Genomic DNA, 20,715 nt, shown 5'->3' with positions numbered 1-20,715 from the left:
GGAGTCCAAGCGTAACCTTTACCAAGCTCACTAATTTGCGTGCCTTCGCTTACAATTAGCCCGGCACTTGCGCGCTGTGCGTAATATGTTGCCATTAAGTCGTTAGCTATATCGCCAGGCTGTGTTGAACGCGAGCGAGTCATTGGGGGCATAACAATACGGTTTTTTAATGTTTTACCTGCAAGTTCTATTGGTTCAAAAAGTAATGTCATAATGCCTCCTAAGTTTGATTGCGCTCATAATAACGTAACCAAGCACCTGCAAAAACAACAGAAACTGCAAAATAGTTTTGTTGTATCTGCAATAAAGCCACAAAGTAAAACACATTAACTTTAGGTGAACTAAATGTATTTTATTGACTCATAACAGCACTATTATGTTGAGGGTTTGATGTGAATAAAGGGAATGCATGGCCGTGGGTTATCTCGTTTTGTATACACGCTATTGTGTTGTACTTTTTGTTTTCGCAATCTATTAAAGTTGCGCCGCCAAAGGAAAAGGAAAGCGCAATAATACAGGCCTATGTTACAGTTAATTTAGCTAGCCTACCTAGGCCAAGTCCCGTTGTTACAACAACCAATGCGCCCGATATAAAACCTGTAAATACTAAAACAGATGCACCAAATGCAGTGACCTCTAACACTACACCTATAAAAAAAGATTCTACAAAAGCCAAAGTAAAGGTGACTAAAAAAATAAAAGCCAAAACCACCACGTTACAAAAGGCACAAACAGAGCTTAAAAATGACTCTGTTAAACCTACTGAACCCCAGTCAGCTGCGCCTTCAGAGCCTCCAACAAAAGCTTCTCAAACATTTAAAAAGCTAAATCCATATGCGCCGCTATTTGGCTCACCTGTAAATAATATGACTCATAAAAAAATGGTCTCCTTTGGTGAAGACAATGGCTCTGCAAGTGATGAGATAAACAATAAGCCGACTATTAAAACGCCAGTAAAATCTGACAACTCAGAAGTTATTAGCCAAAATACAACAGGCACACGACGATTAGAAAAATTTAACGGTAAATGCTATTTAATTGATACTTCAACCGTATTTGGTAGTAATGGCATGCCTCAAGGTAGCGGTAAACCCTGTCCTGAGGATAAAACTGATAAAGAAATTATGTTTGAAAAAATCATGAAAAAATGGAGCAGTAAAAATAATTAGCTTTAAATAAGTGAACAAATAATATGTTTATCCGTATTGATAAGCTTAAAGTATTTAGGAGTAAGCCATGATCACCAAACAACTATCATCACTTTTTGTATTTAATTTATTAGTTGTAAGTGCACAAGCGAATGCAAACCAGCGCTGGTACGTTGTTAACGACTCAGTAATGGGTGGGGTATCAAATAGCCAAGTAAACCAAACTGCTAAAAGTTTAATATTTGAAGGGAATATATCGCTTGAAAATAACGGCGGTTTTGCATCAATACGTACAGAGCTAAATACACAAAGCCAAAATACTAAAGCTATAGCACTGCGCGTTAAAGGGGATGGACAAACCTATCAGCTTAGGCTCAGAACTACCAATTACCTTGATGGCGCAGCGTACACCCACTCATTTAAAACAGTAAAAAATGAATGGGTAGATATAAACTTTGCTCCGAGTGATTTTACTTTAACGTATCGCGGCCGCGTGCTTGAGCAGCAGGTTATTATTGATTTTGACGATATAAAACAGCTAGGCTTTATGATTGCAGGCAAGCAAGAAGGTAGGTTTAAACTTGAAGTGGGTAAAATTGAGTTTAAAAGCTAGCCCACCAGCATGTTGGCGGCGCTAAATAGTATAGTCGTCGCCCCGTGTCTTCATTTCACTAATAACCAGCTCAACCATTTGTTGTTTTATTGCTGCTTGCTCTGACTTTAACTCCCCTAATTGCAGCTCTAACATATCTATCTGCTCTTGTTGCTGTGTGCTTTTATATTTTTTAGAACTTAGGGCGTGTTGACCTTTGTGGATTGAAATTTGTTCAAACTAGGGGCGATTTAATTGCGGCGCGAGATTTGTAACCTAGTGGGCTAAGTAAAAACCGAGCAACAAAGAGTAAATTGCCCCTAGGCAGAACCCTTCGGGCAGCGCATGTTTGGTATTTATGCTGCGTTATCGCCTATTTATGGGGAGTAACCACACTACATAGGCTCTGCCTTGCCTAAATACCAAACATACTGCTGCAAATTCAACCACGAAGGGTCAACACGCCCTAGATGCTCTGCATCTAGAGTTAAACTCGCATCACTTTTATTTAGCTCACTTGCAGAAGTATTTATAGTTAAACTACGCTGTACGGGGCTTTGTTTAAGTTTATTAATTTGCTCTTGCAGCGCAATAACTCGCCCAGCGAAGTGCTTGTATACTTTTTCTAGGTTTTTATATTGATTGCCAAACGTAGCGTTATCTTCACTATATTCTTGCGCTTTGGTATCTAGAAACTTTGATAACACATATTTTGGCTCTTCCTCATTTTCTTCCTCGCTCTTTTCTTCACTCGCTTTTTCAACAGGTAGTTTATCTGATTGCGCTAAAGGTTGAGTATTTGAGCTGTGTACTTGGTATGCAATGGGAGTCGGTGAAATCTTCATTATTTTATCCCTAAAATAGCTTTGTCTCTTTTATAGGTATCGACCTCGTATTAAAATTCTTGAGTAAATTTTATTGTTAGCTAAAAGCAAAAAGCCCCACTTTATTAAAGTAGGGCTTATACCAATCTATTAAACTAACTCGTTGCTTACTTAGTGCTTTGGTTATCTTGTGAGAGCGCAATAAGTGCAAGCGCCGCATTTAGGCGAGTATTTAAATTATTATAAATAGTCATTCCAAACACACCGATAATACAAACTATTAAACCCATTTGTAGGTTAACGCTCATCTCTAGTAAAAAAACAGCTGCAACGAGTAAGCACAGCGCTAATGCATAAATAATAGATTGAAAGGTAAAGTTAATATCACCTTTGGCTATTTTAAGTAATTCGTCTTTATTCATAATTTACTTCCTTGTTATTTAATCACTAAGACTCAATTGCCAGTAACTCTACTTCAAATATAAGTACTGAGGCAGGAGGAATACTCCCTACACGTTTTTCGCCGTACGCTAATTGGTGCGGTACATATAGCGTGTATTTATCGCCGGGGCTCATAAGTTGTAAGCCCTCAGTCCAACCTTTAATAACTTGGTGCAAACCAAAGCTAATAGGTGTTTTACGCTCTACTGAACTGTCAAACACAGTGCCGTCGATTAGCGTGCCGTGGTAATGCACGTTAACCATACTTTTTGGGGTTGGTGTGTTTTCGTTTTCGCTTTTATGGATTACTTTATACTGCAAGCCAGAAGTCGTTTCTACTACACCTTCTACCTTTGCGTTAGCGGCTAAATAATCTGCACCTATTTGCGCATTTATGCCTGCTTGTTGTTTTGCTTTTTTACTATTTTGAAATATTAAAAAACAAAAAATGGCGATAACTACCGCCAAAATTATATTAATCATCATTAACCTTTTTCGTTATCTAGCTCTTCGTCTTTTTCGTCATCATCGCCGTTTACTATGTCGGCAATCTCTTTGAGGCGAGCAAGTGCAATACCGTTTACTGAGTTTTCTGGATACTGGTCATCAATAATATCGCCAGCTTCTATATCCATTAATAAGTTAAGCGCTTGGTCTACGGTTTCAACTGCGTAAATATTAAATTTACCCGATTCAACCGCATTAAGTATTTCGTCATCAAGCACTAAGTTAACTTGGTTTGATTTAGGAATGATAACGCCTTGCGAACCAGTTAAACCACGCATTTTGCACAGTTTAAAAAAGCCTTCTATTTTTTCGTTTACGCCACCAATGGCTTGTACATCACCGTGTTGGTTAATAGAACCTGTAAGCGCGATAGACTGGCTAATAGGCAAACTAGTGATTGATGATATAAGCGCACAAAGCTCCGCTAAAGATGCACTATCGCCATCTATGTAACCATAGCTTTGCTCAATGGCAATATTAGCGCTAAGCGTTAAGCTAAAGTGCTGCGCATATTTATTACCTAAATAACCGGTAAGCAACATAACACCTTTTGAGTGAATTGCTTTGCCAAGCTCAGCTTCGCGTTCAACATCTATTACGCCATCGGCGCCAGCATAAACCGTTGCCGTAATACGCGCAGGGGTACCAAATGAGGTATCGCCAATGTGTAATACGGTTAAGCCATTTACTTTACCAATGGCTTGGCCGTCGGTTGCAATAAGTGTGTGACCTTCTTTTATATCACTGAGCATATTTTCGCTAATTTGGCCGGTACGGTATTGCTTGCCTCCAATGGCTTCGTCAATATGGTGCGCGTCAATAACGGCTAATTTGTCTTGTTTAGCGTAGTAACTGGCTTCTGCAATAAGTTCAAGTACATCAGCAAAACGCGCTGATAATTTATTTTGATGCTCAGCTTGGCGGTAACTAAATTTAAGTAAACGCACCATAGCAGCCTGCGTTGCAGTGCACTTTAATGTTTGCTCGCAATACTCGGTTACTTTAGTAATAAACTGGTATTGCAATTTATCGCTACTTGGCAAGTAGTAATCAAAGTCGGCTAATACTCTAAATAGCTCTGCAAATTCTTCATCGTATTCACCTATGGTGTAGTACAACTCGCGCGAACCTAATAAAATAATTTTAACATCAAGCGGTATAAGCTGCGGGCGAAGTGTAAAGCTAGTCCCTACTGTGCTGTCTTGATACGGTAAGTCGTTTTTAATTTGATGTGTTTTTAACGCGAGTTTTAAACCATCCCACACCTGTGGGTTTGCCATGATTTTTTCAGCGTCCATAATTAAATAGCCGCCATTAGCACGATGCAATGCACCAGCCTGAATTGAGCGATAACAGGTAATTAAAGAGCCTTGCGATGTTGAGTACTCAATTTTGCCAAATATATTGCCAAACGTTGGATTAGGCTCGTACACAACCGGTGCTGCGTCGTCCTCTTTAAACTCAACTAAAATGTTAGGTGCAAAAAAGTCGGTAAGCATGCCTTTGCGATCAAAGTCTTCTTTGCTTTCTTCACTTTCGTCTTCGTCATCTAGCCATTCAAGTACCGCGTCTATAATTTCAACGCGTATATCTTTTAAATAGCGCAGTACACCAATATGCGTGGCATATTTATGTTCTAAGTCTTTTAAAAGTGGTTTAGTGGCTTGCTCTGCAGTCGATTTTTTAAGGTTGCGTTGTTTTTCTTTTGATTCGCGTTTCCAACGTGGCAGCTCTATTAACGCTTCTATTAATGCATCTTCTAGCTTTTCAATTTTTTCAAAAAACTCTTCACGTAACGTTTCTTCAAGTTCGCCAAATTCGCTGTCGCTCAATTGTTTACCATCTACAAGTGGTGCAAACCCTACTGAATTTTTTTCTTCAACTAATGCAACGCTTTGCTCAAACGCCGCAATTTCTACTGCGGTAATAGCACTGTCGTAGGCATCGTTAAATTCACGATCGATTGATTTTTTCTTACGCTGATACGCTGGGTTATCAAATGCCGCAGGAAAGGTGTCGAGTACTTCATCTAAAAATGAATCTATATCGTCACTAAGTTGCTTGCTTTGACCTGGTTGCATAAACAGCGCAATAGGTTCTCTGTGGTCATCGTAATTGTTTACGTATAACCATTCGTTTGGCGTTGAGCGGTCTTTTGCGTGTTGTTTAAGTTTATCTTTAACAAGCGTAAAGCGCCCGTGAGCGGCCTCGCCCATTACATAAACGTTGTAACCCGGCAGTTCCATCCCTAATGAAAAATCTAAAGCACTTTGGGCACGTTGTTGGCCTATAAACGTAAGTTGCTCTGGGTATGGATTGTTCATACACGTGTTTACGTGATTAGTAGAAATACTCGGTGCGAGCTTTGAAACAGATAGTGGCAGCAATTTTTTCGTCATTCTAACTTCTTTTTTTACCAGCATATTCGCTGGCCTTTGGGCGTATTAAGTGGCCCGCAGCCACTTAATACTTATATTTAAGGGTGCAGTGCCTTACGACTAAAATAGATTCCATCACATTCAATACACGGTGTAATTTGTGTAGCGTGATAAACATCGTAACTATGGGTGCAATTCTTACATACTAATGTGCCCATGGCTATCCATTCGCCTGCGTGATACACACCATTGTGCTTAAAATCTTGGCTAAGAGATTGCCACTCAAGTTGAGTTTTATCTTCTATGTGCGAAAGTTCAAACCAAAGAGACTCTTTAAGCTCTTGCCATGCAAGCGAATTATAGTGTGATTCGTTCTCTACTATATGTTCAATATCATTCTTTAAATAACTTTTGTAGAGCTCATATCTTTCTTGACTTAAATCTTTAAGCGCCTGCTCAGATTCAACAAACCCAGAAACCACATCTTTTAAACCATGCTCTTTCACATCTTTTATCCAATGGGTAAAACTGCTAAGCCATGTTTTGTAATCAGTCATTTTTTACTCCTTCAAAATTGCTGTTAAATCAGTCTGTAACTTATGCCTTTAGCTAACCACACTATAAAAAGGCAGGTTAACCTGCACTGAAAGTTACAATTTAATAAAAGCATGTTTTTGACGCTGTGAATAGTGTTTTATTTGGGGTATCCTAACGGCAATTTTTTATTAGTTTGCAAGAAGTCTGGAACCATAGATGCAAGAGCAATATAACCCGCAAGATATAGAGTCAAAAGTACAAAGCTACTGGGAAGAAAACCAGGTATTTAAAGTCACTGAAGATGAGAGCAAAGAAAAGTATTACTGCCTTTCTATGTTCCCTTATCCGAGTGGTCGACTGCATATGGGTCATGTGCGTAACTACACCATTGGTGATGTTGTTTCTCGTTTCCAGCGCCTGCAAGGCAAAAACGTAATGCAACCTATGGGTTGGGATGCGTTTGGTTTACCTGCAGAAAACGCTGCTATTAAAAACAAAACAGCACCAGCTAAGTGGACATACGAAAATATTGATTACATGCGTACCCAACTTAAGCAATTAGGTTTTGGTTATGACTGGGATCGCGAAATTGCGACATGTCATCCAGAATACTACAAATGGGAGCAGTGGTTTTTCACTAAGCTTTACGAAAAAGGCCTAGTGTATAAAAAAATGTCGACAGTTAACTGGGATCCAGTAGATCAAACTGTACTCGCTAACGAGCAAGTTATTGACGGTCGTGGTTGGCGTTCAGGCGCTGTGGTTGAGCAAAAAGAAATTCCACAGTGGTTTATTAAAATTACCGACTACGCACAAGAGCTACTTGACGATTTAGACAAGTTAGAAGATTGGCCAGAGCAAGTTAAAACAATGCAGCGCAACTGGATTGGCCGCTCTGAAGGGTGTGATATTGAATTTAAACGCACCGATAACGACGAAACATTTAGCGTATACACAACACGTCCAGATACCTTTATGGGTGTTACGTATGTTGCTGTTGCTGGTGGTCACCCTATTGCGCAAGAAGCCGCTAAAAATAGCGATGCTATTGCAATGTTTGTTGAAGAATGCAAAAACACCAAAGTTGCCGAAGCAGACATGGCAACAATGGAGAAAAAAGGCATAGCAACAGGCTTTTACGCAACTCACCCATTAACGGGCGAGCAAGTACCAATTTGGGTTGCTAACTTTGTATTAATGCATTACGGCTCAGGCGCTGTAATGGCAGTACCTGCGCACGATCAACGCGATTTTGAGTTTGCAACAGCGTACGGCCTAGATATAAAACAAGTCATAGCGCCTGCTGAAGGTTCAGATCTTGAAGTAAACCTAAAAGAATCAGCATTTACCGATAAAGGTGTACTTGTAAATTCGGGTGAATTTAACGGCCTTGATTTTGAAGCTGGTTTTAAAGCGATTGCCGATAAATTAGAAACACTCGGTGTTGGTGAGCGTAAAGTAAACTTCCGCCTGCGTGACTGGGGTGTGAGCCGTCAGCGCTATTGGGGTTCTCCAATTCCAATGCTTAGCGATGAAGATGGTAAAGAACTTGCTGCAACAGAAGATATGCTACCAGTTCGCTTACCAGAAGATGTAGTGATGAACGGTGTAACGTCACCACTTAAAGCAGACCCAGAGTGGGCTAAAACAACAGTTAATGGCGCACCTGCGTTTCACGAAACTGATACGTTTGACACCTTTATGGAATCGTCTTGGTATTACGCTCGTTACTGTAGCCCACGCTACGATGAAGGCATGCTAGACCCTGCTGCTGCTAACTACTGGTTACCAGTAAATCAATACATTGGTGGTATTGAGCACGCTATTTTACATTTATTGTACTCGCGCTTTTTCCATAAATTATTACGTGACTTTGGTTTAGTTAATTCTGATGAGCCGTTTGACCGCTTACTTTGTCAAGGTATGGTACTTGCTGAAACATTTTATCGTAAAGATGAAAAAGGCGGCGACATTTGGATTTCGCCAACTGATGTAAACACCGAAACCGACGAAAAAGGCCGCGTTACTAAAGCATGGCATAAGGAAGACGGCGAGCCGGTATTCTCATCAGGTATGAGTAAAATGTCTAAGTCTAAAAACAACGGTATAGACCCACAACATGTAATTGCCCAGTACGGTGCAGATACAGTGCGTTTATTTATGATGTTTACAGCACCGCCAGAGCAAACGCTTGAATGGTCAGACTCAGGCGTTGAAGGCGCGCATCGTTTCTTAAAACGTGTATGGAAATACGCGGTAGACGTTAAAACAGTAGGTTACCAAGCACTTGATAAATCAGCGCTAACTAACCCGCAAAAAGTACTACGTCGCGACTTACACAAAGCAATTGCTAAAGTGACTGATGATGTTGAACGTCGTCAAACCTTTAACACCGCTATTGCAGCCATTATGGAGCTTTCTAATAAGTTATTAAAAGCACCACTGAGCGACAAACAAGATGTAGCGATTGCTAACGAAGCACTTGAAGCATTAGTTATTATGCTTGCACCTATTACTCCGCATTTATCGCATGAGCTTTGGAAAGAGCTTGGTAAAAAAGGCGAAATTTTAGATGCTGCATGGCCAAAAGTTGACGAGTCTGCACTTGTTGAAGATGAAAAACTAATCATCGTACAAGTAAACGGCAAGCTTCGCGCTAAGTTAACAGTGGCAGCTGGTGCAACTCAAGAGCAAGTAGAAGCCCTTGCGTTTGCAGAATCTAACGTTACTAAATTTACTGATGGCTCAACCATTCGTAAAATCATTTACGTACCAGGCAAGCTACTTAACGTGGTAGCTAACTAATATGGCTGCATTTAACGCCATTAAAAATGGACTAGCCTTAGTGCTAGTCTGTTTTTTGTTATCAAGCTGTGGCTTTCATTTAAAAAAAGCCTCTAGCCTGCCTGATAACTTAAAACAGCTAACACTTGTAGGCGATGACGAAAAATCGACTTTATTCACTGAGCTTAAAAAAGAGCTTAAAGCGAGTAACGTAGAGTTAGTATCGTCAGCTAAAGATAAAGCCCAATTGTACTTACGCAAAGAAAGCATTGAACGCCAAACACTTTCGCTGTTTCAAAACGGCCAAGTTGCTGAATATGAGCTCGCTTATGGCGTATCGTATGTAGTTAAACGCCCAGGTGAAAAAGCGATAGAAAAACGTTTTGAGCTTTACCGTAATTATCAAGACGATCCGGATCATGCATTAGCAAAAGCAAAAGAGCTTGAGCTACTTATTAGCGAAATTCGTGAGCAAGCCAGTCGTCGTATTGTTAGAGAGCTGTCGCAACTATAATGCGCTGCTACGCTAATCAACTACCGAGTGAATTAAATAAAGGGCTAAAGCCCTTTTATTTAGTATTTGGAGAAGAGCCTTTTCAAGAAGCGCAGTGCGTACAACAAATTCGCGACAGTGCTAAGCAGCAAGGTTTTGATGAAGTAATTAAGTTTACTTTAATGCAAGGATTCGATTGGCAAGAAATTATAGCCCAGTACCAAAGTATGTCGCTGTTTAGCGCCCGCACTATTATTGAGCTTGATTTAAACCAACAAAAGCCAGGCGTTATTGGCAGCAACACCTTTAAAAAAGTAGTTGAGCTGGTTAATCCCGATACTATTTTAATTGTTAAAGGCGCTAAAGCCAGCCAAGAAGTACAACGTGGAGCATGGTTTAAAGCTCTTGATAAGCAAGGTGTATTTGTACCTTGCTACCCGCTTACGGGCTCTCATGTAAAACGATGGCTTGATGAGCAATGCCAACGTTTATCACTTAATATGCAAAGCGACGCCAAAGTAAGCTTAATAAATGCCACCGAAGGCAACTTGTTAGCCTGTTTTCAGGAGCTTGAAAAGCTCTCGCTGCTGCACGGCAATGCATTAATTACTCAGCAATTAGTAATGCAAGGCCTATTAAACCAAGCCAAATTTGATATTTTTGATTTAAGCGATGCGCTATTAAATGGCCACGCCAAACAAGCTATAAAAGTATTAAACAAACTTGCCAGCGATAACACCGAAGTGGTAAGTATTTTGTGGGCTATAACCAAAGAGCTTAATACACTTATAAGTGTGCAACTTGGTTTATTAAATGGCGAACCTATCGCTAATTTATTTAAACAAAAAGCAATTTGGAAAAACCAACAAGGTCCAGTTCAAAACGCAATTAACCGTTTAAACATGCACACACTAGAACAAATAAACAGTGATGTTGCGTTGTTTGATGCCAGTTACAAGCAAGGTAATTTAATTGCACCTTACCAAGCGCTTGCTCATATTTGTATTAAATTTTGCCAGCCGCTCAACATTCCTATGCCGTGCCACGCGGTTAATTAATAAATAGCTAATGGGTGTTAAATGATCGCAATTTTTGGTGGCACTTTCGACCCAGTCCATTTAGGCCATCTAAATATGGCGCAGCAATGCGTAAATGCGTTTAATTTAAATACGCTTTATTTTATGCCCTGTGCACTCCCTGCACATAAAGCAGCGCCGGGAATTAGTACTCAGCACCGTATTAATATGCTAAACGCAGCCATTGCACCTTATCCTCATTTTGAACTCGATTTAAGAGAGCTTAACCGAGCTGGTCCATCGTATTCGCTACTTAGTTTGCAAGAACTTCGTAAAGAGCACCCCACTACACCTATTTTATTTTTAATTGGTATGGACTCGTTTAACAATCTCGATAAGTGGTTTGAGTGGAAGGCAATAACGCAGCTTTGCCATATTGTGGTGTACCAGCGCCCTGCTCAACATTGCACTGTAAAAGGTGAGCTCAAAAGCTATATGCAACGCGCAAATGCCGGCGAAGTAGCGGCACTTAAACACTCACTTGCAGGTAAACTTTATTTTTTACCGGGCGAAATGCTCGATGCGGCCTCAAGCACCATTCGCGAACAACTGAAAAAAAGTAATAAAAAGAATGAACTATTGCCCGATGCAGTGAGTCATTACATAGAAGTGCATCAGCTCTATCAAATTGATGCTTAAAAACTCCTAGCGTGTTAAAATGCGCGCCATTAAATTTTTAAATTGAGACAAAACCTTGGATTCAAAACAACTACTCGCCTTTGCTATGGACAAAATTGACGATATGAAAGCGCGTGACATCGTTCATATTGACGTTACTGGAACATCAGATATCACAGATTACATGGTAATTTGTTCTGGTACTTCTAAACGCCACGTACAGTCAATTGCCGATCACTTAGCAAAAGAAGCGCGTCATGCAGATTCAGAGCCACTAGGTTATGAAGGTGAAGGCGACGGCGAATGGGCACTGGTTGATTTAGGTGATGTGGTTGTACACGTGATGCAAAACGAAGCACGTAGCTATTACGATCTAGAAAAACTGTGGGGCTAAACGCTCACTCATTTTAGACAATGCTTGGAAGTAATACGTGAAAATACAAATGATTGCTGTTGGTACTAAAATGCCAGCATGGGTAGAAACGGGATTTGCAGAATATCAGCGACGTTTCCCTAAAGATATGGCCCTAGAGTTAATTGAAATTCAAGCCGGAAAACGTGGTAAAAATGCAGATATAAAACGTATTTTACACATTGAAGGTGAAAAAACATTAGCGGCTATTCCAAAAGGCAATCGTATTGTAACGTTAGAGGTAACAGGGAAAGCGCTGGATACTCACCAACTTGCTAAAAATATGGAAAAATGGCAACTCGATGGCCGCGATGTAAGTTTACTTATTGGCGGACCTGAAGGACTTGCTCCAGAGTGCATTGCAGCTTCTGAGCAAAAATGGTCGTTATCTAATTTAACATTGCCGCACCCTTTGGTGCGTATAATTGTTGCAGAGAGCCTTTACCGAGGCTGGAGCTTAAATAACAACCATCCTTATCATCGCGAGTAACCCCTTGCCATGCTAAAACATAGACCCACTATTCGTGACCACTCCGCAGAAGCAAACTTATTTGCTAGGCGAGCATTCGTGGGTTTTGTTTTTGTATTAGGATTAGTCGCTGTACTACTTTCTAATCTTTATACTATTCAGGTAGAAGATCACCAAGACTACCAAACCCGCTCCAACGATAACCGCATTAAAGTTATTCCTATTGCACCCAACCGTGGTTTAATTTACGACCGTAACGGTGTGCTACTTGCTGAAAACAAACCTGTTTACAACCTTGAAGTCATCCCCGAAGAAGTAGACGACCTTGACGAATCGCTTGATAAAATAAGTAAAATAATTGCGATTACAGAGCAAGACAAACAAGACTTTTTAAAAGATATAAAACACACCCGTCGTTTTAAATCGCAAGTACTAAAAGCCCGCTTAGACGAAACAGAAGTGGCGAAATTTTCGGTTAATCAGCATAAATTTCCTGGTTTTAGTATTGAGGCACGTCTGGCTCGCTACTACCCATTTGGCGACACGCTAACGCATGCGCTTGGATATGTTGCCAAGCTTAATAGAAAAGAGCTAAACCAATTAGAACAAGAAGATCGTGCAACCAATTACCGTGCTACATATGATATTGGCAAGCTCGGATTAGAAAAATACTATGAAGAGACATTGCACGGTAAAGTGGGCTCACAACGGGTAGAAGTTAATAACCGTGGCCGTGTAATTCGCACTCTAAGCATGACCCAGCCACAACCTGGTAGCGATTTAGTACTTACCTTAGACATTGGCTTGCAACAAATTGCACAGCATGGGCTTAAAGATATGCGTGGCGCTGTTGTAGTTATGGATGCAAAAGATGGTGGCGTGCTGGCACTTTATTCAAACCCAAGTTATGACCCAAATTTATTTGTACACGGCATTAGCAGCAAAAATTATAAAGCGTTACTTAACCAAGACCGTCCGCTAATAAACCGCACTACGCAAGGTCGTTATGCGCCTGCCTCTACGGTAAAGCCCTTAATGGCTGTATTAGCGCTTGAAGAAAATATAGTAAATGAATCAACATCAATGTGGGATCCTGGTTTTTTTCAAATTCCAAATGTTGAACACAAATGGCGAGATTGGAAACGTTGGGGCCATGGTCATGTGGATGTATACAAGGCGATTGAAGAGTCGTGCGATACCTATTTTTACGATGCGGCTTATCGATTAGGCATTACTAAAATCAGTGATTTTATGGCCCGTTTTGGCTACGGCGATTTGTCAGGTATTGATATTCATGAAGAAACTACTGCTATTCTACCTTCAAAAGAATGGAAAGAAGGACGCTTTAAAGAGTCTTGGTGGCGTGGTGATACTATTTCGGTAGGTATTGGTCAAGGTTACTGGACTGCTACACCAATTCAAATTGCAAATGCGACTAACATATTAGTTAATCGTGGTATTAATCATCCACCTCATTTGGTGCAAGTAATAAAAAAAGATAGCGACATAACGCAAATTAACAACGAAGAAAAACCCCCTGTTATTTTAAAAGATCCACGCCATTGGCAAGTATCGTTAGATGCAATGCATAATACAGTTCAAAAAATATCAGGCACAGCGCACAAAGCATTTAAAGGCACTAACTACGACTCGGCTGGTAAAACGGGTACTGCACAGGTAGTTAGTATTGCCCAAGGTGAACGCTACGATGCAGAATCGCTTAAAGAGCGCCAGCGTGACAACACAATTTACGTAGGGTTTGCACCTTACAACGATCCTAAAATTGTGGTTTCTGTTGTACTAGAAAACAACCACGGTGGTATTCAAATTGCTCGCCAACTTATGGATTACTACTTTGCAGCCAATCCAGTTAATCTTGCAAGGAACGATACACCATGACCGCTTTGCACGATAAACGCTCTATTTGGATGCGTATGCATCTAGACCTACCACTGCTTATTGCATTACTCATAATGATGGCTGGTAGCATAATGGTTGTTTACAGCGCAAGCGGCCAAGACTCTTCAATGATGATTAGGCACATGACTCGTATGGGCGGTGCGGTTGTTGCTATGGTTGTTTTGGCCCAATTTTCGCCTGCCACATTAAAGCGTTTAGTGATCCCACTTTATTGCGTTGGTTTATTAATGCTAGTGGGTGTACTTTTATTTGGCGTAAGCTCAAAAGGCGCACAGCGATGGCTCGATTTAGGGGTGACACGGTTTCAACCTGCAGAATTAATGAAGTTGGCAGTCCCGATGATGGTAGCTTGGTATATAGGGCGTAACCACTTACCTCCTCGGCCAATGCACTTAATTATTGGCTTTATGATTGTAATGCTCCCTACATTATTAATTAAAGAACAACCCGATTTAGGTACCGCTATACTTATTGCAAGTTCAGGTATATTTGTTTTGTTTTTGTCTGGATTAAGTTGGCGTTTAATCGGCTTTTTAAGCTCTATTGTAGCGCTTGCCGCATGGCCATTTTGGCACTACGGTATGCACGATTATCAAAAGCAGCGTGTACTCACCTTTTTAGACCCTGAGAGCGATCCGCTCGGTTCGGGTTATCATATTATTCAATCTAAAATTGCTATTGGCTCAGGCGGTATAGAAGGTAAAGGCTGGCTGCTTGGTACGCAATCGCAATTAGAATTTTTGCCAGAGCGCCACACCGACTTTATATTTTCGGTTTTAAGCGAAGAATTTGGTTTATTTGGCGTATGTGTTTTACTTAGTCTCTATTTATTTATTATTGGCCGTGGTTTATACATTGCTGTTAATGCACAAGATGCATTTGGTAAATTGCTCGCAGGCGCACTCACCCTCACCTTTTTTGTGTACGTATTTGTAAACATAGGCATGGTATCGGGTTTATTACCTGTTGTAGGCGTACCTTTACCACTGATTAGTTATGGTGGTACATCGATGGTGACGTTAATGGCAGGATTTGGCATTATTATGTCAATCGCAACAGATAAAAGGATGCTTTTAAAATAATGCGACACACTAATCAGCTTATATTTACCACGTTATTAATTTTGCTTTTAAGTGCATGTAGTAGCGGCTCAAGTAGCCGTTATAGCATGCGTCATGATGCAGCGCCATTAAGAGCCCCAACTACACTTGAGATGCAAGACGCTATAGTTACCGAAGTAACTAAAAGTGCCAGCGCCAGCCGTCCGTATACAGTGCTTGGTAAAAGTTATTCGCCCATGCTTGATGAGACTGGCTTTAGCGAGGAAGGTGTTGCCTCTTGGTATGGTCGTAAATTTCATGGTTATCACACCTCAAATGGTGAAACGTACGATATGTTTGCCATGACCGCTGCGCATAAAACGCTGCCGCTACCTAGCTTTGTTAAAGTAACCAATACAGCAAATGGTAAATCGGTAATTGTGCGCGTAAACGACCGGGGCCCGTTTCATGACGATAGAATAATTGACCTTTCGTACGCAGCCGCTTATAAGCTTGGCTATTACACCCATGGTACAGCAAAGGTTAAGCTAGAGGCAGTTACGCTTGCGGGCGCAACTGCGCGTCAAACCTATATTCAGGTAGCTGCAGGTAGTACACTTGCTAATATTGAAGCGCTTGCCAGCACATTGCGAGAGCAATACAAATTACCAACAAATATCGTTCAAAAAGACGACATTTACAGACTGCATTTAGGGCCAATAAAAGACACCCCTCATGCAGACGAAGTATTAAAAAAATTAAAACAAAATCAATTTCAAAACGCGTTCTTGCTTTACACTCAGTAAGACTAATACCCAAACTACCCCAGGATGCTCGCATCTTGGGGTGGTTTGGGTATAAAATGGCGTAACGCGAATCTTTAACTTTAACCATTAATGAGTATGATGAAATCTATTAAACATAAAATCCTCAAAGGTGTATGCGGCCTAGTTTGTACAGCCGCCGTATTTTCAGCCAGCGCCCAAATTATTCCGGCACCACCTCAAGTTAATGCAAAAGGTTATTTTTTGGTCGACTTTACAACAGGTAAAGTTATTGCTGAAGGTGAAGCCGATACACAGCTAGCACCTGCAAGTTTAACTAAAATGATGACCAGTTATGTAATTGGTACTGAAATTAAAGCAGGTAATATTGCCACTACCGATATGGTAACGGTAAGCGAAAAAGCATGGGCTAAAAACTTCCCAGAATCTTCAAAGATGTTTATTGAAGTAGGTAAGCAAATTAGTGTTGATCAGCTTAACCACGGTATTATTATCCAATCAGGTAATGATGCATGTGTTGCAATGGCTGAGCATATTGCTGGAAGCGAAAGCGCATTTGCTGATTTAATGAATGCCCATGCTGCTAAATTAGGTATGAGCAACAGCCACTTTATCAACAGCCACGGCCTTGATACTGACGAGCACTTCACAACGCCTCGCGATATGGCGACACTTGGTGCTGCACTTATTCGTGATGTGCCAGATGAATATGCACTTTATAAGCAAAAATCGTTTACTTATAACGGCATTAAGCAATATAACCGTAACTCATTATTGTGGGACGAAAGCTTAGATGTTGACGGTATTAAAACTGGTCATACATCAGAAGCTGGCTACAGCCTAGTTACCTCAGCAACTAAAAACGATATGCGTTTAATTGCTGTTGTTATGGGTACTACCAGCGAACGAGCTCGTAAAGTAGAAAGTAAAAAACTACTTAACTATGGTTTTCGTTTTTATGAAACAATTACTCCGTACAAAGCAGGCGATAGCTTTGCAGAACAACGTATTTGGATGGGTAACAAAGAAAATGTATCTTTAGGTATTTTAGAAGATACACCGATTACTATCCCACGTGGTCAGCATAAAAACCTTAAAGCTAACTTTGAGCTAGATAATACGCTTGAAGCACCACTTGCTAAAGGTACTAAAGTAGGTACGTTATTCTTACAACTAGAGGGCGAAGATATTGCTCAATACCCACTGGTAACACTTGAAGAAGTGGAAGAAGGCAGCTTCTTTAGCAAAATTTATGATTACTTACGTTTACAGATCATGCAGTAATTTATAGCTCCCCTATTAACTAGGGTAACTAATTTAAACGTCTCCACTGTGAGGCGTTTTTTTTTACTTGAAAAATGTTAGAATGCGCCCCATATAAGCAAGACTGCTAATTGCCTATCTGTATTAAGCTTCGAGCTTGCATAGAGTCCACACTTTTGTATGAGGAGTCACCGTCGTGGTTCAACCTGTTAAAGATACTAAATTTGATGAGTACCTAGAGTACCCTTGCCCATTTACATTCAGAATAATGGGTTTAGCTAATGTAAACTTAACTGATCAAATTTTAGCTAAGTTACAACCAATAGCACCTGGCGATTACGCCCCTAAAGTAAAACCAAGCAGCAAAGGTAATTACGAGTCAGTAAGCCTTGTAGCAACGGTTACCAGTGGCAAACACATTGAAGAAATTTACAACGTGATCAGCAATATTGATGACGTACGCCACATGCTTTAAGCCATAGTTGAGATTTGTTGTGAACGAAAACACTTTGATCGTACGCCAACTGGGTCGTCAGCGTTATATGCCAATTTGGCAAAAAATGCAGGACTTTACCGACACCCGTGATGAAAATACGCCAGATGAAATTTGGCTTGTAGAGCACGAGAGTGTATTCACCCAAGGTCAGGCTGGTAAGGACGAACACTTACTAGCTCCTGGCGACATTGAGGTGATTAAAGTTGACCGTGGTGGACAAGTAACTTATCACGGCCCTGGCCAGCAAATGATGTATGTATTATTTAATCTACGTCGTTTAAAGATTGGTGTACGTGAATTGGTTACATGGCTTGAAGAGTGCATTATTGAATCACTCGCCGAGTATGGTATTGAAGCTTATGCTAAAGCTGATGCACCCGGTGTTTACGTTAACGACAGCAAAATTGCATCCCTTGGATTACGAGTTCGTCGTGGTTGCTCGTTTCATGGCTTAGCATTAAATGTTAACATGGACCTAAGTCCATTTTTACGCATTAACCCATGTGGTTATGCGGGCATGAATATGGTGCAAACTAAAGAATTAGATGGTCCTCAAAACCTAGAAAGTGCAGGTGAAGGATTGGTGAAACACATGATCAAGAAGCTTAATGCAACACAGGTTAAGCATACTGAAGGGTTTGAAAACGAATGAATAAACCAGTCAAAATGGAACCAGGTGTAAAACTACGCGACGCAGAAAAAATGGCGTTGATCCCAGTAAAAGTTTTACCTACAGAAAAAACTGAAATGTTGCGTAAGCCAGAATGGTTAAAAATTCGCTTACCTAAATCAACCGATCGCATTGACGGCATTAAAAAAGCGCTACGTAAGCATGGCTTACACTCGGTATGTGAAGAGGCTTCGTGCCCTAACCTATCTGAATGCTTTAACCACGGTACAGCTACCTTTATGATTTTAGGTGCTATTTGTACTCGTCGTTGCCCATTTTGTGATGTTGCCCATGGTCGCCCATTAAAACCTGATGCCACTGAACCTGAAAAGCTAGCACTTACTATAAAAGATATGAAGCTAAGCTACGTTGTAATCACTTCAGTTGACCGTGATGATTTACGAGATGGCGGTGCTCAGCATTTTGCCGATTGTATTCGCGAGATTCGTAAACATAATCCAACTATCACTATCGAAATTTTAGTACCTGATTTTCGTGGTCGTATGGACCGCGCATTAGAAATATTAATCGAGACGCCACCAGATGTGTTTAACCACAATCTTGAAACTGCGCCACGTTTATACAAACTAGCTCGCCCAGGTGCTGACTACAAATGGTCATTAGAATTACTTCGTCGCTTTAAAGAAGCTCACCCAGAAGTTAAAACTAAATCAGGCTTAATGGTAGGTTTAGGTGAAGAAATTAGCGAAATTGAAGAAGTACTTCGCGATTTACGTGCACACAACGTTGACATGCTAACTGTAGGCCAATATCTACAACCTTCTAAGCATCACTTACCGGTTAAACGCTACGTGCCACCAGTAGAGTTTGACGGCTTAAAAGCGTATGCAGACGAAATTGGCTTTACTCACGCGGCTTCAGGTCCGTTTGTACGCTCAAGCTACCATGCTGATCAACAAGCAGCGGGCAAAGAAGTAAAATAACCACTTTTATCAAAGAATAAAAAAAGCCGTTAATAATGCATAATTATTAACGGCTTTTTCATGCTAATTGATAAAATAGCTTACTGCGCTAACTTACCTCTTGTGATAGAAAAATCAGCAAACCTAACACGTTCTTCATCAACTTGAAGGCTGTCGGTTTCAACAATTGAGCGGTATATTCCCCACTTAGGACGAGCAAAATCATCATCATTAAAGCCGCGCCACATATCTATGTTTTGCTCGCTTATATTAAATATCTCTGCGTTGTCGCTTAAGCGCGTTAATGTCATATCAAGCTTACCACTTTCACTAAATGTAGCTTGTACAAATACCTCGACCCATTCATCTGTAATTAAAGACCAGTCGGTTTCAATTAAGTTTTTATCAAGACCCGTGCTGTTACCGTTTTCGTCAAAGCCTGCGCTATACCGCACTTGCAGTTGATTGCCTGTACTGTTTTTTTGTGCACCTGAGAGAGTGATAATAGGCTGATCGTCATTACCATTGGTGTTGTCGTTACTTTCGTTACGGGCTTTTATTTGAAAAAAATGGCTAAACTTACTCGTAAGCTCAAGCTCGCTACTTACTTTAAATTTCCAGCTGTATTGAAATGTCTCCCCCTCAAACGCCAGTGTTTCTTGCGGTGATTTATCGTAGGTTTTTATTTCGTTGCGTTGCCTGTCACTTGCACCTTTGTCTTTATCTTGGTCATCATTTCGGTGGGCTAAAAATACAAAATGGCTACCAATTATCGTATCGGTATCTTCGATAATATGGACAACACTTTCATGATTGCCAGCGTATAAATCTGGAGATTCAATTGACCCTTCGCCGAATACATTTTCAATAAGTGTGTATGCGTCAAGTCCCGAATCTACGCCATCTGATTGCAATAACACGTGCGAGATGCTCTCAAAGCCATCAGCTTGAGTTATTGGTGCACCAACAATTGTTATGATAATTTGTGCGCCAGTACCATCTAAAGAGTTTACTGTTATTGTGTCTTGCAGTGTTTCATCTTCACTTAAAGATGTTATTGAAGCGTTTAAATCATCAAGTGTGTATGACCAATTTCCACCAGCATTTAAGCTAAAAAAACCATAGCTTGTAGCGCTATTTTCTTGTGCTATAAAAGCAGCCTCACCGGATTGTTGATCAGTAATGGTTAATGAGCCTGTTATTGCATCATTACTATCACTAATAACTTCGCCTCGGCTATTACCACCAATTATTGCAGGAGTTTGTAAAGTAATCGCTTCATTATTTTGCACCGTAGAATCAGAGCCAGAGCTGCCACAACCAACAACTAAATAAGATA

21 protein-coding genes and 1 pseudogene are annotated in these 20,715 nt (G+C 40.5%); 15 read left to right on the top strand and 7 right to left on the bottom strand.

From position 1 onward, the window contains the following. Positions 1-212 (bottom strand): annotated as a pseudogene (locus CXF89_RS13905) (alkene reductase); the annotation flags it as partial. Between the two features lie 180 nt (positions 213-392). Between CXF89_RS13905 and CXF89_RS13900 the strand changes: the two are divergent. Both CXF89_RS13900 and CXF89_RS13895 read left to right on the top strand, forming a co-directional pair. Next, a complete protein-coding gene (locus tag CXF89_RS13900) occupies positions 393-1,169 on the top strand; it encodes a hypothetical protein (protein ID WP_121954935.1) in 777 nt (258 codons plus the stop codon). A gap of 67 nt (positions 1,170-1,236) precedes the next feature. Continuing rightward, positions 1,237-1,761 carry a CIA30 family protein gene (locus CXF89_RS13895; protein WP_121954934.1) on the top strand — a complete coding sequence of 175 codons (525 nt, stop codon included), beginning with the start codon at positions 1,237-1,239 and terminating at the stop codon, positions 1,759-1,761. Positions 1,762-2,135: 374 nt separating this feature from the next. Here the strand turns inward: CXF89_RS13895 and CXF89_RS13890 are convergent, their stop codons facing one another. The 5 genes from CXF89_RS13890 to CXF89_RS13870 form a co-directional block, all read right to left on the bottom strand. Next, positions 2,136-2,585: a hypothetical protein gene (locus CXF89_RS13890; RefSeq protein WP_121954933.1), complete on the bottom strand. Its 450-nt coding sequence runs from the start codon at positions 2,583-2,585 to the stop codon at positions 2,136-2,138. Positions 2,586-2,731: 146 nt separating this feature from the next. Beyond that, positions 2,732-2,986 (bottom strand): hypothetical protein, encoded by a 255-nt coding sequence (locus CXF89_RS13885; RefSeq protein WP_002958531.1) that lies wholly within the window; start codon positions 2,984-2,986, stop codon positions 2,732-2,734. A 25-nt stretch (positions 2,987-3,011) separates the two neighbouring features. Beyond that, entirely contained in the window at positions 3,012-3,488 is a 477-nt protein-coding gene (locus CXF89_RS13880; protein WP_007585579.1) for a BamJ family beta-barrel-assembly machinery protein, read from the bottom strand. Positions 3,489-3,490: 2 nt separating this feature from the next. Next, positions 3,491-5,911 carry a Lon protease family protein gene (locus CXF89_RS13875; protein WP_257983226.1) on the bottom strand — a complete coding sequence of 807 codons (2,421 nt, stop codon included), beginning with the start codon at positions 5,909-5,911 and terminating at the stop codon, positions 3,491-3,493. A 77-nt stretch (positions 5,912-5,988) separates the two neighbouring features. Next, positions 5,989-6,447, bottom strand: coding sequence for a zinc ribbon-containing protein (locus CXF89_RS13870; RefSeq protein ID WP_007585575.1), 459 nt, complete (start codon positions 6,445-6,447; stop codon positions 5,989-5,991). Positions 6,448-6,643: 196 nt separating this feature from the next. Here CXF89_RS13870 and leuS point away from each other — a divergent pair, with 196 nt between their 5' ends. The 13 genes from leuS to lipA all read left to right on the top strand — a co-directional run bounded on the left by leuS (position 6,644) and on the right by lipA (position 19,397). Continuing rightward, complete coding sequence (gene leuS, locus CXF89_RS13865) at positions 6,644-9,232, top strand: leucine--tRNA ligase (protein ID WP_024591123.1); 2,589 nt, start codon at positions 6,644-6,646, stop codon at positions 9,230-9,232. Position 9,233: 1 nt separating this feature from the next. After that, positions 9,234-9,725: an LPS-assembly lipoprotein LptE gene (gene lptE / locus CXF89_RS13860; protein ID WP_010554703.1), complete on the top strand. Its 492-nt coding sequence runs from the start codon at positions 9,234-9,236 to the stop codon at positions 9,723-9,725. Beyond that, positions 9,725-10,762, top strand: coding sequence for a DNA polymerase III subunit delta (gene holA / locus CXF89_RS13855; RefSeq protein WP_010554702.1), 1,038 nt, complete (start codon positions 9,725-9,727; stop codon positions 10,760-10,762). The genes lptE and holA overlap by 1 nt, the downstream gene beginning before the upstream one ends. 21 nt (positions 10,763-10,783) lie before the next feature. Beyond that, entirely contained in the window at positions 10,784-11,419 is a 636-nt protein-coding gene (gene nadD / locus CXF89_RS13850) for a nicotinate-nucleotide adenylyltransferase (protein WP_121954931.1), read from the top strand. Positions 11,420-11,474: 55 nt separating this feature from the next. Continuing rightward, positions 11,475-11,792 carry a ribosome silencing factor gene (rsfS, locus tag CXF89_RS13845; protein WP_007585564.1) on the top strand — a complete coding sequence of 106 codons (318 nt, stop codon included), beginning with the start codon at positions 11,475-11,477 and terminating at the stop codon, positions 11,790-11,792. A gap of 37 nt (positions 11,793-11,829) precedes the next feature. Continuing rightward, positions 11,830-12,300, top strand: coding sequence for a 23S rRNA (pseudouridine(1915)-N(3))-methyltransferase RlmH (gene rlmH, locus CXF89_RS13840; RefSeq protein WP_007585562.1), 471 nt, complete (start codon positions 11,830-11,832; stop codon positions 12,298-12,300). Positions 12,301-12,309: 9 nt separating this feature from the next. Next, entirely contained in the window at positions 12,310-14,178 is a 1,869-nt protein-coding gene (mrdA, locus tag CXF89_RS13835) for a penicillin-binding protein 2 (RefSeq protein ID WP_024591126.1), read from the top strand. Beyond that, positions 14,175-15,281 carry a rod shape-determining protein RodA gene (gene rodA, locus CXF89_RS13830; protein WP_007585558.1) on the top strand — a complete coding sequence of 369 codons (1,107 nt, stop codon included), beginning with the start codon at positions 14,175-14,177 and terminating at the stop codon, positions 15,279-15,281. The genes mrdA and rodA overlap by 4 nt, the downstream gene beginning before the upstream one ends. Next, a complete protein-coding gene (locus tag CXF89_RS13825) occupies positions 15,281-16,045 on the top strand; it encodes a septal ring lytic transglycosylase RlpA family protein (RefSeq protein ID WP_121954930.1) in 765 nt (254 codons plus the stop codon). The genes rodA and CXF89_RS13825 overlap by 1 nt, the downstream gene beginning before the upstream one ends. A 99-nt stretch (positions 16,046-16,144) precedes the next feature. Further along, complete coding sequence (locus tag CXF89_RS13820) at positions 16,145-17,308, top strand: serine hydrolase (protein WP_010554697.1); 1,164 nt, start codon at positions 16,145-16,147, stop codon at positions 17,306-17,308. A 175-nt stretch (positions 17,309-17,483) separates the two neighbouring features. Continuing rightward, the gene (gene ybeD, locus CXF89_RS13815) at positions 17,484-17,762 is read left to right on the top strand and encodes a DUF493 family protein YbeD (RefSeq protein ID WP_002958517.1); all 279 of its coding nucleotides are present in this window, start codon (positions 17,484-17,486) and stop codon (positions 17,760-17,762) included. Between the two features lie 19 nt (positions 17,763-17,781). Beyond that, a complete protein-coding gene (lipB, locus tag CXF89_RS13810) occupies positions 17,782-18,435 on the top strand; it encodes a lipoyl(octanoyl) transferase LipB (protein WP_010554695.1) in 654 nt (217 codons plus the stop codon). Further along, a complete protein-coding gene (gene lipA / locus CXF89_RS13805) occupies positions 18,432-19,397 on the top strand; it encodes a lipoyl synthase (protein WP_002958515.1) in 966 nt (321 codons plus the stop codon). Before lipB ends, lipA begins: the two co-directional genes overlap by 4 nt. A gap of 80 nt (positions 19,398-19,477) precedes the next feature. On the opposite strand, the gene CXF89_RS13800 is transcribed toward lipA, so the two are convergent. After that, positions 19,478-20,715, bottom strand: a 1,238-nt coding sequence (locus CXF89_RS13800; RefSeq protein WP_121954929.1) for a VCBS domain-containing protein, incomplete at its 5' end; no start/stop codon positions are given.

This window comes from Pseudoalteromonas sp. MelDa3 (assembly GCF_002863625.1).
GTDB classification, from domain to species: Bacteria; Pseudomonadota; Gammaproteobacteria; order Enterobacterales; family Alteromonadaceae; genus Pseudoalteromonas; species Pseudoalteromonas arctica.
This window is presented reverse-complemented; position numbering and strand designations above follow the sequence as displayed.